This is a genomic window from Bergeyella cardium (assembly GCF_003614945.1).
GTDB lineage: Bacteria > Bacteroidota > Bacteroidia > Flavobacteriales > Weeksellaceae > Bergeyella_A > Bergeyella_A cardium.
Genome location: NZ_QYCZ01000001.1, coordinates 931,302 through 945,321 on the forward strand (window position 1 = coordinate 931,302; position 14,020 = coordinate 945,321).

The window sequence follows — 14,020 nt, forward strand, 5'->3', positions numbered from 1 at the left end:
AATGGAAATCTCTTTTCAGGTTGTTTGTAATCAATTTCACGTGAAATTCATCTTGCGCAACTTGTTTGAGACTACTTTCACATGAAATTTTTCTTACGCAATATGCGCAAGATTAATTTCTTAAACACTTATAACTATTCAGGTTATTTTATTATTAATTCCTCAAAGAAATAGTGATAAACGATAAATATTATCAATCGGTTTACTAATAGCTATTTACCAAAAGCCCGCAGCTCATCAATTGTCTATTACAATCGTTTTATTTACTTTTGTGCAATTCAGTTTTAAGATTTCATCTTTATGAGCACAAAAGAGCAGACAAATTATTCGGAAGAAAATATTCGTACGCTGGAGTGGCAGGAGCATGTGCGGCTGCGACCAGGGATGTACATCGGGAAATTGGGCGATGGCTCTTCGGCAGACGATGGAATCTACATACTGCTGAAAGAAGTCATCGATAATTCGATTGACGAATTCCGAATGAAAGCTGGAAAAAGAATAGAAATAAAGCTGGATGAGGATAAAATCACTGTACGAGACTACGGAAGAGGTATCCCGCTCGGGAAGGTAGTAGATGTGGTCTCCAAAATGAATACAGGAGGGAAGTACGACTCTAAGGCATTCAAAAAATCAGTGGGGCTAAACGGGGTAGGTACAAAGGCGGTGAATGCGCTCTCGACCTACTTTAAGGTGAAGTCTGTAAGAGAGGGGCAAACGAAATCTGCCGAGTTCTCAAAGGGTAACCTCATAGAGGATTTCCCTACCGCTGAAACCAATGAAAAGAACGGTACGGAGATTAGTTTCGTACCCGATGCCGAGATTTTCGTGAATTATAAATTCCGAAATGAGTACATCGAACGAATGCTGAGAAATTATGCTTATCTGAACCCTGGTCTTAAAATTATTTTCAATGGAGAGGCTTATTATTCGGAAGAGGGGCTAAAAGATTTGCTAACGGAGGAGATCGGCGAGGAGATTCTCTACCCAATCATCCACCTAAAAGGGGAAGACATAGAGGTTGCGATTACCCATTCTGATAAATCACAATCCGAGACCTATTTTTCCTTCGTCAATGGGCAGAATACTACCCAAGGCGGTACGCATCTCAACGCCTTTCGTGAGGCTTATGTAAAAACGATTCGTGAGTTCTTTAATAAAAATTTTGATGCTTCGGATGTGAGGAAATCCATCATTGCAGCGATCTCTGTAAATGTAGAAGAGCCTGTTTTTGAATCTCAGACCAAAACGAAGCTCGGCTCTAATGAGATGGCGCCTGGTGGCACAAGCGTGAGGTCATTCGTTATTGATTTTCTAAAAAAAGAGTTAGACAATTTCCTCCATAAAAACCCTGAAATAGCAGAAGCCATCAACAGGAAAATCTTGATCTCCGAAAGGGAAAGAAAGGAGCTCTCGGGCATACAGAAATTAGCTCGTGAGAGAGCAAAAAAGGTCTCTCTTCATAATAAAAAACTGCGCGACTGCCGACAGCATTACAACGACCAAAAAGCACAGAGGAAATCCGAAACACAAATCTTCATCACTGAGGGTGATTCTGCTTCTGGCTCCATTACCAAGTCCAGAGATGTAGAAACTCAGGCGGTTTTCTCGCTAAAAGGTAAGCCGCTAAACTGCTACGGACTGACCAAAAAAGTAGTCTATGAGAATGAAGAGTTCAACCTCTTGCAGGCAGCGCTCAACATAGAAAACAGTCTGGAAGACCTCAGATACAACCAAGTTATCATCGCTACCGATGCCGATGTAGATGGTATGCACATTCGCCTGCTGATGATTACTTTCTTCCTTCAATTTTTCCCTGATGTGATAAAAAATGGGCATCTCTACATCTTGCAGACGCCGCTTTTCAGAGTGAGAAATAAAAAAGAAACCCGCTACTGCTATACCGAAGAAGAGCGGATAAAAGCCCTCAGCGAGCTTGGGAAAAATCCAGAAATCACGAGGTTTAAAGGGCTTGGAGAGATATCACCAGACGAGTTTAAACATTTCATCGGAAAGGATATCCGCCTCGAGCCTGTAGTCATTGGTAAAGACCAGACCATAGACCAACTATTGGAATTCTATATGGGGAAAAATACACCCGATAGGCAGTCCTTTATCTTGGAAAATTTAGTGGTAGAAGAAGCACTGAGCTAATTCTACCATCAATCTTTATAAAAAACACAACACAGATGAGATTAAGTAACAGAAAAAAAGAACCATTGTATAATTTTATTAATACACTGGTGATATTTTCTTTCGCGATGAGTATTCTGATATTCTTTGCAGATAGGTTTGAGCTCCATACCCTCGGGTGGAAAGCTAGCCTCTTCCTGCTTATTAATATCGTGGCCTTTGGGCTGCACTTCATCCGAAGAAAACAGATTTTTGAGTACGACAGCGATGGCGAAGCTCTCAATTTCAGAAATTACAGCATAATTCCTTTTTTAGGAAGAGAAGCAAGAGATGAATTTCCTAAATACAAACTGATTTCTTTTGATATTACTGATGCTGTTCTGTTCAAAAGACTTCACATAAAAATAACGAGCAGAAAGAAAAATGAAATTGTCCTAAAATACGATATTTCCTACCTTACAAGCAGTGAAATAAGGGATTTGAAACTTTCTTTACAACGAACAATAAAAGCCAACAAAGAAAACAGCGATAACGACGATAACTAAGCATGAAACGACATAATTTATTTAACTTACACGAAGGAGAAGAGAAACAAGAAAAAGTCCTACAAGATGTCTTAAAAAACATTTCATTCAAAGGGGCTAACCTTTGGATTTTGGCATGTGCTATATTCATTGCATCTATTGGGCTAAATGTCAATTCCACAGCCGTAATTATCGGCGCCATGCTGATTTCTCCACTTATGGGACCTATTGTAGGAATTGGGGTTGCCCTTGCCATTTATGATTTAACTCTTCTAAAAAAATCAGGAAAAAACCTACTTACGGCTACTATCGTGAGTCTTTTAGTCTCTGCGATTTACTTTACTCTCAGTCCCTTTAAAGAAGCTCAGTCTGAGATTTTAGCCAGAACATCACCTAATATTTATGATGTTCTAATTGCTTTCATTGGTGGAATTGTAGGAATAATTTCCATCACCCGTGTAGAAAAAGGAAACCCTATCCCTGGGGTAGCTATTGCCACAGCGCTTATGCCGCCTCTTTGTACGGCTGGTTTTGGGCTGGCAACTTTTAATTTTAAATTTTTTGCTGGAGCTTTATATTTATATTCTATCAACTGCTTCTTCATCGCCATTGCTACATTTACTATTGTTAAATTCCTTAAATACAAACCTGTTTCTACTCAGGATAAAAAATTTGACAGAAAAGTAAAATATTCCATCTATATTTTGTTTACTATTATGATTGTTCCAAGTATTTTCTTGGCTTACCGTCTCATTAGTGATAATAAATACACAAAAAATGTAGAAAATTTCATCAAAAACGAATTTACAGACAGAGGGCACACGGTGATTTATAAGAAAATAAATCAAAATGATACGCCAAAAACCATAGAATTGGTTTTACTAAATCAGCGAATGGACAGCATTGAAATTCAAGCGCTTAACAAAAAACTTGCCGACAGCTACGAAATCAAGGATACAAAACTCCTGATAAAAAATAATTCATCTAATCTAAAAAGTGAAATTTTAGCTGAAATCAACCAGCAGAACAAGGATTTCTCAGAAAAAGATATTATCATCCAAAATCTTACTTCGGAACTGAATGAATACAAATTTGATGACCGACAGCTCATCAAAGAACTTAGAATCATTTTCCCAGAGGTAGAAAATATATCTATCGGTAAACTAAATAGTTACGAAAAAGATTCTCGTAAACAACAAAATACTGTCATCTACCAAATCAAAGAAAAAGAGAAGCTGGATGAAGAAAAGCTGAAAAAATGGCTTCAATCTAAGTTAAACGACCAAAATATCAGACTGATAAACACAAAATAAATGCAAGAAAACGAACATAAAGAAGAAACTTTAAAAAAAATATCTGGGCTTTATCAAGATTGGTTTCTTGATTACGCCTCTTATGTGATTTTAGACCGAGCGATACCGTCGGTATACGATGGTTTTAAGCCCGTACAGAGGAGGATAATGCACTCTATGCGCGAGCTGGAAGACGGCAGATACAATAAAGTTGCAAATATCGTCGGTAATACGATGAAGTATCACCCTCACGGGGATGCTTCCATCACCGATGCTATGGTGCAGATTGGTCAAAAGGAACTGCTGATAGATACCCAAGGGAACTGGGGAAATATCTACACTGGAGATTCGGCAGCTGCAGCCCGATATATAGAAGCTCGTCTCACGCCTTTTGCATTGGAAGTGGTCTTTAATCCAAAAACAACCGAATGGGTAAAATCCTACGACGGGCGAAATAATGAGCCCGTAGATTTACCTGTAAAATTCCCTCTTTTGCTCGCTCAGGGAGTGGAGGGCATTGGGGTAGGACTTTCTACAAAGATTCTCCCGCATAATTTTAATGAGCTCATCAATGCGTCGGTTGCCTATCTCAAAGGGAAGAGTTTTGAGCTGTTTCCAGACTTTCAAACGGCGGGTCTTTTGGATGTCTCTGAGTATAATGACGGTAAGCGCGGAGGCAAAGTAAGAGTCCGTGCCAAGATTACCCAGCAGGATAAGCATACGCTCATCATCTCCGAACTGCCGTTCTCCAAAACCACAGGCGATTTAATAGACTCCATTATAAAGGCAAATGAGAAGGGGAAAATCAAAATAAAAAAGATAGAAGATAATACATCGGATAAGGTGGAGATTATCATCCATTTGCACAATGATGTCTCTCCAGATAAGATGATAGATGCGCTCTATGCCTTTACGGACTGCCAGGTAACCCTTTCGCCTAATGCCTGCGTCATTATCGGGGATAAGCCTGTCTTCACCTCCGTTTCGGAAATCCTGAAATTGAATACCGACCACACGGTTTCACTCCTTAAAAAAGAATTGGAAATAGAACTCGGAGAGCTACAAGAGAGCTGGCATTTTGCATCACTCGAAAGAATCTTTATCGAGAACAGAATTTATCACGATATAGAAGAAGTAAAGAGCTGGGAAGAGGTACTCACCACCATAGACAATGGACTAAAACCGCATACCGGGCACCTCCTCCGCAAGGTTACCACAGAGGATATCATCAAGTTGACAGAGATTCGCATTAAGAGAATTTCACGATTTGATTTGGATAAGTTCAGAGAAAACATCGCAGCACTTGAAGACAAGATAGAGAAAGCAAAATACAACCTCGAGCACCTTGTGCAGTACGCCATAGACTATTACCTCAGCATACAGAAGAAATTCGGAAAGGAAAGGGAGCGCAGAACCGAGCTAAGGATTTTTGACACCATAGATGCCACAAAAGTAGCCGTAGCCAATATTAAATTCTATGCCAACTATTCCGAAGGCTTCGTTGGAACAGCGTTGAGAAAAGATGATTACTTGTTCGATTGCTCAGATATAGACGACATCATCGTCTTCCGAAAAGATGGCACAATGCAGGTAGTAAAAGTAGATCAGAAAACCTTCGTCGGTAAGGATATTCTCTTTGTCGGAATATGGAAGAAGAACGACTCCCGCACCGTTTATAATATGATTTACCGTGAGGGAAAGCTCGGTCCGTACTATATGAAGCGCTTCTCCGTAACCTCCATTACACGAAATACCGAATATCCTTTAGCATCGGATAAAAAGGGTTCCGAAGTCTTGTATTTCTCTGCAAACCCCAATGGAGAAGCCGAGATTGTAAGCGTCATTCTCAAGCCTAATGCAAGGATTCGCAAGCAACGATTGGAGATAGACTTCTCCGAGCTTGCCATAAAGGGGCGAAACTCAAGAGGCAATCTCGTAACCAAATATGCCATTAAGAAAATCGATTTAAAGGAAGAGGGAATCTCCACCCTTGCCCCGAGAAAAATATGGTTTGATGATACCGTGCGAAGGCTCAATGCCGATGGTAGAGGTACCCTGCTCGGTACTTTTAAAGGGCAAGATAAAATCCTTAGCATTACCTCCAAAGGCGAAGCCAAGCTCCTGAGCTTTGACCTGAGTAATCGCTTTGATGATGAGTACCTCATCCTCGAAAAATGGAAACCACAGCAGCCCATCTCCTGCATCTACTATGATGGCGAGAAGAAAATCTATTTCATCAAGCGCTTCCTGCTGGAGAACACCCCCAACCTCCAAACCTTTATGCCGAGCGAGCACCCTAAGTCTTTCATCGAGTTTGTAGGCACTTCCGATGGCTGTTCAGCGGAGATTATCTTCGCTAAGGATAAATCGGGCAAGGAAAAAGAACCCGAAACCGTGAATATAGACGACTTCATCGCCATAAAAGGGATTAAAGCCATAGGTAATCAGTTCGTCAAGGACAAGATAAAATCCATCAACATCAATATCCCAGAACCCAATGAGGAAGACCTCCTTACAGAGGACGAAACCTCCCCTCATTCTTCAGATGAAATCCCCGAAGAAGGCATTATAGGCGAGCTGTTTGATGAGCCCACACCGTAGCCGGTGTGGCTCCCACAGCGTGGAGAGCCCGTAGCACGGCAGGCATTTTTTTATAAAATCCCGTCCGAGCACTCAGATAACCCATCAGAGGAGTTTTAAATCCATTTTCCACCTCAATTTCCATTCAAAAAATCAGCAAAAACCCCTCCTCACAGCAATAGAAGGGCGATTTTTAGTACGACAGTCAGAACGAGCTCGCGAAGAAGGTTTCGCCAACAGGAAATTTCCCGAACGAGCTCGCGGAGAGACTTTCGCCATCAGGAAATTGCTTGTCCGAGTGCGCGGACAGACTTTCGCCATCAGGAAATTGTTTGTCCGAGCAAACGGACAGACTTTCGCTAAAGAATTATTCATCGTCCGAGACCTGTTTGTATGAATATTCATAAAAATCTATCTCTTTTTATGGAAATTTCGTAAAAAAGTAAGTCTAAGTGCCTCACCGGCTATGGTGCGGAGAGCCGTAGCACGGCAGGCAATTATTCGTCCAAGAACGCGGACAGAAAATTTCCTGAAATTAGTTAGAAAAATAACCTCCCGTGCTACGGGTTTCATAAAATTAATAGGGAAAAATCGCCTGCCGTGCAAGTGGCTAAGTCCCTCAGCTGGAAGCTGTGCTCCCCACGCTAGTGGGTTTCCTGAAATTAATAAGAAAAAGAGCCTCCCGTGCTACGGGTTTCCTGAAATTAATAGAAAAAGCCCCTCGCGTTAACGAGTGCCAATTGCTTTAGAATTCCTTACTTTTGCGCAGTTTTAAAAGAATAATGCGTATGACTTTAGCGGGATTAGTAATTATAGCCATTACGGCGATTTTTTCTTACAGAGGTTTTAATGAACCCTTGTTTTTTGAGCAGTATAAGTTTAGCGTAGGGGCTATTCGCCAGAAGCGGGAGTATTACAGGCTTATCAGCTCGGGATTTCTCCACGCTGACTGGATGCACTTTATATTTAATATGCTCTCGCTTTACTTCTTCCAAGGGATTGTGAGCGCTGCATTCGGAGCGGGTGGCTTCCTCATTATTTATTTCGGTTCAATGCTCTTGGGGAATGCTTTCAGCCTGTTTTTATATAAGGATCAGCCTTGGTATTCCGCTATCGGTGCTTCGGGAGCGGTCTCTGGGGTTATTTTTGCTGCCATCGCCCTCAATCCAGATGGTATTAGTGTGAATTTTCTCCCTGGCTGGCTGTTTGGCACGCTCTATTTTTCCTACTCGGTTTATATGCTCCTCCGCCCAAAGCCTTGGGACAATCTGGGGCACTCCGCCCACTTGGGAGGTGCAGTCTTCGGACTGGTTTATATATTCATTGTAGCTACTCAATCGGCGATAGAGAATGGATTATACCTCATCATAATGCTTATCCCGATACTCTACCTCGCCTATATCCTCTTTAAGAACAAACGAAGATGAGCAGACCAGTACAAGCCGTTATTATTTGCATAGGAGATGAGCTCCTTTCGGGAAATACTCTCGATACGAATTCTCATTATATAGCGAATGAATTAAGGGGCATCGGGATAGAAACCAAGCAAATCTATACCATATCCGATGAGGCTGAAACCATAGAAAAAACCTTGAAGGAAAGCCTTTCCCTCGCTGATATTATCATATCTACGGGAGGGCTTGGGCCGACCAAAGATGATAAAACATTAGAGGCATATTCACGATTCTTCAATCGCAAGCTCGTTTTTAATGATGAGGTGTTTGCTCAGCTTAAAATATTCTTGGAAAAGAGAGGCAGAGCCGAGATTTTAGACCTTAATAGAAATCAGGCATTGGTTTTAGAGGGCGCCGAAGTCTTGAAGAATGAGCACGGCACTGCTCCCTGCCAGCTGATAGATGATAATGATAAGCTCATCTTCTGCCTGCCAGGCGTACCCTTTGAAGTAAAGCCTCTCATCAAAGAGAAAATCATCCCGCTTCTCAAATCTCGTTTTGGGCTGCATTCCATACTCACTGCCGTAGTTTCGGTTGTAGGAATCCCCGAGAGTGCATTGTCCCACAAAATTGAAGACTGGGAAACCCACCTCCCCAAGAGCCTGTCCCTCTCATACCTTCCCGTAGGAAATAGGATAAAACTGCGAATTACCGCAAAAGGAAGCACAGAAATCGAGCTCCAAAAACAGCTCAAAATCGAAATACAGAAGCTGAAATCTCTGCTCGGCACCAGCATTATCTCCGAGGCTAATGACAGGATACAGGATATCGTAAAAGACCTCCTCATCTCAAGGAAAATGACCATTTCCACTGCCGAGAGCTGTACGGGAGGGGCGATCTCTAAACTGCTCACATCGGTTTCTGGCAGCTCGGCTTATTTCGCTGGTGGCGTTTGTACCTACTCCCCCGAGATGAAGGCGAAAATACTCGGTGTAGCGCCTTCCATTATAGAGAAGCATACGGTGGTTTCGGCTGAAGTATCCCAAGCGATGGCAAAAGGCTGTCAGCAGCTCTTCGGCACTGATATTTCTGTATCCACCACAGGAGTTGCAGGTCCTAATACCGACCAGTACAATAATTCCATCGGTTTGGTCTATTATTCGGTAAGAATTGGTGAGAAAGAAAGCACGCACAAGCTTTTTTTACCCCACTTGGAGCGGGAAGACTTCATTAATTTCGTCAGTGAAAAGGTCTTGCAAACAGTGGTAGAAGAAGTGCTTAAAAGTTAGTATATTTGCTTGCTCATTACAGAAAATATGATTAGAAGTAATAAAAAACTGGCTATTGATTTTGATGGTACCATCGTAGAAGATGCTTATCCAGCCATCGGAAAGCCCAAAATATTCGCATTTGAAACCCTTAAAAAATTACAGAGCGAAGGCTACAGACTCATTCTTTGGACTTACAGAAGTGGCAAAGCATTAGACGATGCAATTGATTTCTGTAAAAAGAATGGAGTAGAGTTCTACGCTGTAAATTCTTCCTTTGAAGGTGAGGTATTTGATGCCGAAACTCAATCTCGAAAAATAGACGCCGACCTCTTCATCGATGATAGAAACCTCGGAGGCTTCCCAGGCTGGGGAGAAATCTACAACATCATTAATGAGAAAATAGAATTCCGAGTAGAAGGGCGAGAGGTTCTCCCTTATTCCAAACTCAAAAAAGAAAAAAAGAAAGGATTTTTCTGGTAAAATAAACGATGATACAACTAAAAACATTAGAAGAGCTCTACCTCATTAGAGAATCTGCTCAGCTCGTCTCCAAAACACTGGGGATGCTCGCAAAAGAAATAAAACCTGGCGTTACTACGCTGCATCTCGATAATCTCGCCTACGAATTTATTAAAGACCACAATGCCGAACCAGGCTTCTTGGGCTTGTATGACTTCCCTAATACCCTTTGCATCTCTCCAAATGAAGAAGTAGTGCACGGGATTCCCAACAAAAAGCCCCTTGAGGAAGGAGACATCATCTCCGTAGATTGCGGTGTCTATAAAAATGGCTTTTATGGCGACCACGCTTATTCGTTTCAGGTAGGCGAGGTGAGCCCCGAAGTGAAAAAACTCCTCAAAATAACTAAGGAATCTCTCTACAAAGGTATAGAACAGTGCATACGAGGCAAGCGGGTAGGGGATATTTCCTACGCTATACAGACCTATTGCGAGAAGGAAGGCTATGGGGTAGTTCGCGAGCTCGTGGGGCACGGTGTAGGTAGAAAAATGCACGAAGACCCTCAGGTGCCTAACTACGGCAAGCGAGGAAGTGGCAAAGTTCTGAAAGACGGTATCGTGCTCGCTATAGAACCTATGATTAATATGGGGACTGAGAAAGTTATTTTCCATCAAGATGGATGGACGGTTACCAGCCAGGACAATAGCCCTTCTGCGCACTTCGAGCATGATGTAGCAATCATCAAAGGAAAGCCCGTTCTCCTCTCCACATTTAAATATGTACACGAAGCGCTTGGTATTTCCTCCGATGAAGAAGAACCTTTCCAGTACGATTGGTAATGTTTGTATTTCATAATATTAATATTTATTTGTTAAACTTGAAATCCTCGTTTTAAACGAGGATTTCTTTTTTGTCTATAATAAACCAAAAGAAATCAAGGTGTATCATAATATTGAAACACCTTGATACTATTTTCTATATTTTTTATCTTAATAAAAACGATGCCTCAAAATTGCAGGTAGATAGGCATTACTTGTTCGGACGATTTAAAGAAACCGTAGAGGATGAGAAAGGCAAAGAAAATGAGGATATATAAGCCTAATGAGAACTTGTTTCGCTTTTCTACGAGTTTGTCTATAAAGTCATCCGGGATAAAGTGGATAAGCATTGCGAAAGCAATCATCCAAACCACATATTTGTAGTTTTCATAGAAGGGCATCCACACGCTGAAATCAAAGTTGAAAGCGATTTGCCGAATCATTGCCAGTGCGATATCAAAATCCTCAGCCTTAAAGAATATCCAGCAGAAGCAAGCGAAATGAAAGGTAAGAACAATCATTATGAAGTTATAGAGCTTGGAATTATTAAAGCGAGCAAATGCTTTCCCAGTCATCATCATCCATATTTTATGAATACCGAGCGCAATGCCGTGCAGTGCGCCCCAGATAATAAAATTCCAGCTTGCACCGTGCCAAAAACCGCCGAGGAGCATTGTGGTAAGGAGGTTAAAATTAGCTGCGATACCTTTATTATTTCCCTTTAAGAGCGGTGGGAGTACGAATATCATCAGCAAACCGAAAGTAATAAGCCCCGAGTAAAGATAAGACAGGCTAAAGAGATGGTTGAGCATCATAAAACTCCCGATGAGGAATAGAATAACGAAGAGGTAAGAGCCAAATGTAGCATTTCTATTCCCTCCCAGAGGGATGTAGAGGTAATCCTTTAGCCAAGAAGAGAGCGAGATATGCCACCTTCTCCAAAACTCTGTAATATTCGCACTTTGGTAAGGCGAGAGGAAGTTAGGCGGTATCTTGAAACCGAGCCAGAGAGCCATACCGATAGCCACATCGCTGTAGCCACTAAAATCGCAGTAGATGACCATTGCATAGCCGTAGAGGGCGATTAGATTTTCCAGACCTGTATGCAGTGAAGGGTTATCAAATATATAATCTACCAAGTTGAGGGTGATATAATCGGAGATGACCAATTTCTTTATTAACCCCGAGATAATGAGGTAGAAGCCTTTTGCAAATTCCTTCTCATTGATGTAATAAGGTTTATCCAGTTGTGGTACGAAGTCGTGCGCCCGTACGATAGGACCCATCATCAGCTTTGGGAAGAACGAAAGGAAGAGCAAATAATCTACAAACTTATGAGCAGGCTTAAAATCTCCTCTGTACACATCTATCGTATAGCTCAGGTTCTCAAAAGTGAAAAAAGAAATACCTATCGGCAGGAGGATATGGAGCGGATTAAAGCCTGTATTAAAAATCTCATTGGCAACCGAGATAAAGAAGTTGGTATATTTAAAGTAGAACAGCAGCCCGAGATTGATAACGATACTCACCACTAATGTAAGCGTCTTTGTCCGCTTTTCTTTGAGCTGGTATATCGCGTTTGACAGCAGATAATTGACCACCGCTGAGAGGATGACCAGCAGTACAAACGAGCCACTTGCCTTATAGAAAAAGTATAGAGAGAAGCAGGAGAATACATATTTCCTTGCTGTAGGCTTATGCCTCAGGAGGTAGAAGAGCAGGATAAATAGAAAGAAGAAATAGACGAAGAAGCCATTGTTAAAGAGCAGAGGGTTCTTGGGGTCGTAGAGAAACTGGCTGAAAAAAGCCTCTGCATTAAAGCTGTTGATAAGGTTTAGGAATATTGTAATAATCATTTTTCTATCGTGTGGTTAGGTTTATTTTTTCTTAGCTACATCTTTTTGGATTGCCTCAAAGAGCCTTTGTGCGAGGATTTCTGCCCCTTTGTGGTTGGGGTGTATATAGTCTTTATTGGCAAGTGCGGGTTTTTCATTTGCCCATTTCACTATTGAGTTTTCTCCGCCCATTGTCTCAAACTGATTATAGAAAGCGATTTTATTTTCAAAAGCCATCAGTGCTTGGGTCTCGATAAGGTTGGGTAATCCGATAGCTGTTTTAAACTCGCCATTGTACTTAAAAGCGCGGTCAGCCGAGCTGATGAGTAGAAATTCAGCCCCCTCAAAAGCGGTTTTCATCTTTGATAGGACTGGGGAAAACATCTTTGAGTAGAAGGAATAATCGGTGGTTTTTGGTTTAAAGAGTAGATTAACGCCGTACTGCAAGACGATGAGGTCGTATCTATTGTTTTTCTGTACCGAGCGCATAAAATCTTCATCAATTTTGTTCAGTTCTACGCCTGTAATCCCTCGGAAGGAGAAGTTATCCACAAAAATGCCACTCTCGCTCTCGAAACTAATACCGTACAGTGGTGTTTGAACATTATTCCCCGAGATTTTTATTCGGTTGGAGCTATCTTTCAGCAGCACTTTTCGGTTGAGCTTTTCGGTGGATGATAGCTGCACCGCTGCGCCATTTACCAGTACCTCTGATGCTGCACCACTACCAAAAATAAGGGCTTTTTCTGTGTTTGCTGAGTCCTTTATCGTGTTGTCGGTATAGCTCCCGGCACCTGTCCCTGTGTATTTATACCCCGAGATGTAGAGGTTTTGTGCGGCTTTATCCATAAAATTCGTCCCCTGCCAGCCTTTTACAGAAATCGTGGCCGACTGTCGGAAGCCCGCCACATTAGAATTAATTGGCAAGAAGCCCACGCCAGAGCCACCGTATTCCCCTTGTAGAAGAGCTCTCAGCGTCTGTGTCATCAGGTCACCTTCAATCATACTATCCCCGAAATAGGCAATCCGTATTTTCACTTTTTCTCCCTTTTTCAGTCGGTGTAGTTTCTCCGCAAACGAGGGTAGGGCAGGAGAGGAGCTCTCTCGGAAATCGGTAATCAAATTTCCTTTTCTGTAAAGTTCAAAATTCTCTTTTGCCTCGCTTTTCCCATTTTGAGAGGCGATTAATGAATCTTTTTTCTTTTTCAGCTCAGCGCTGGCGGTTGATTTTTTGCCATCAGACTTGATGAGTTCAGAGATGAGATTAACCTTATCAAATGGCTCCCAACTGAGGTTGAAAGCGGTGAAAATAACCGAAGCCACGAAATAGATAATCGTACAAATAGCGGTTAGCGATATAACCTTTTTATTAACATTTTTCAAGGTGATAAATCATTTTACTGCAAATTAACGATAAAATCTCTCTTTTATCCTAATAAATCCTAAAATAGCTTATAGATTTAGGATTTGTTTATAGTCCTAAACTAGAACGACAAGGTCAGAGACCCGAATAATAGGGTTAAAAACCCCGTCGTTGCGGTTAAAGACCCCGCCGACCCGGTTAAAAAGCCCGTTGACCTGGTTAGGAACCAGGAAAACGCGGTTAATAACCTAAAAATTGATAAAAAAAGTATGATTTTTTTATTAAAACAATAATTGAGGGCTGTTTAAAAGCCAGTAGTTAACTACCCAATTATACTGTGCTTGCTGTCTGTGA

At 41.6% G+C, this 14,020-nt stretch carries 10 protein-coding genes; 8 read left to right on the forward strand and 2 right to left on the reverse strand.

Annotated features, from left to right (window positions below):
• The first annotated feature begins 300 nt into the window (after positions 1 to 300).
• From D8991_RS04270 to map, 8 genes are all read left to right on the forward strand, one after another.
• Complete coding sequence (locus D8991_RS04270) at positions 301 to 2,151, forward strand: DNA topoisomerase IV subunit B (RefSeq protein ID WP_120488938.1); 1,851 nt, start codon at positions 301 to 303, stop codon at positions 2,149 to 2,151.
• A 35-nt stretch (positions 2,152 to 2,186) separates the two neighbouring features.
• Entirely contained in the window at positions 2,187 to 2,675 is a 489-nt protein-coding gene (locus D8991_RS04275; RefSeq protein ID WP_120488939.1) for a hypothetical protein, read from the forward strand.
• A 2-nt stretch (positions 2,676 to 2,677) separates the two neighbouring features.
• Positions 2,678 to 3,967, forward strand: coding sequence for a TIGR00341 family protein (locus D8991_RS04280; protein WP_120488940.1), 1,290 nt, complete (start codon positions 2,678 to 2,680; stop codon positions 3,965 to 3,967).
• Entirely contained in the window at positions 3,968 to 6,547 is a 2,580-nt protein-coding gene (locus D8991_RS04285) for a DNA gyrase/topoisomerase IV subunit A (protein ID WP_120488941.1), read from the forward strand.
• Between the two features lie 767 nt (positions 6,548 to 7,314).
• Positions 7,315 to 7,953 (forward strand): rhomboid family intramembrane serine protease, encoded by a 639-nt coding sequence (locus D8991_RS04290; RefSeq protein WP_120488942.1) that lies wholly within the window; start codon positions 7,315 to 7,317, stop codon positions 7,951 to 7,953.
• On the forward strand, positions 7,950 to 9,209 hold the full coding sequence (locus tag D8991_RS04295; protein WP_120488943.1) for a CinA family nicotinamide mononucleotide deamidase-related protein: 1,260 nt from the start codon (positions 7,950 to 7,952) through the stop codon (positions 9,207 to 9,209). The genes D8991_RS04290 and D8991_RS04295 overlap by 4 nt, the downstream gene beginning before the upstream one ends.
• A gap of 30 nt (positions 9,210 to 9,239) precedes the next feature.
• Entirely contained in the window at positions 9,240 to 9,671 is a 432-nt protein-coding gene (locus D8991_RS04300; protein WP_120489693.1) for a BT0820 family HAD-type phosphatase, read from the forward strand.
• 8 nt (positions 9,672 to 9,679) lie between these two features.
• On the forward strand, positions 9,680 to 10,489 hold the full coding sequence (gene map / locus D8991_RS04305; protein WP_120488944.1) for a type I methionyl aminopeptidase: 810 nt from the start codon (positions 9,680 to 9,682) through the stop codon (positions 10,487 to 10,489).
• 167 nt (positions 10,490 to 10,656) lie between these two features.
• On the opposite strand, the gene D8991_RS04310 is transcribed toward map, so the two are convergent.
• Both D8991_RS04310 and D8991_RS04315 read right to left on the reverse strand, forming a co-directional pair.
• Positions 10,657 to 12,324, reverse strand: coding sequence for an MBOAT family O-acyltransferase (locus D8991_RS04310; protein ID WP_185123856.1), 1,668 nt, complete (start codon positions 12,322 to 12,324; stop codon positions 10,657 to 10,659).
• 21 nt (positions 12,325 to 12,345) lie between these two features.
• Entirely contained in the window at positions 12,346 to 13,686 is a 1,341-nt protein-coding gene (locus tag D8991_RS04315; protein WP_120488945.1) for an SGNH/GDSL hydrolase family protein, read from the reverse strand.
• Positions 13,687 to 14,020 lie beyond the last annotated feature (334 nt).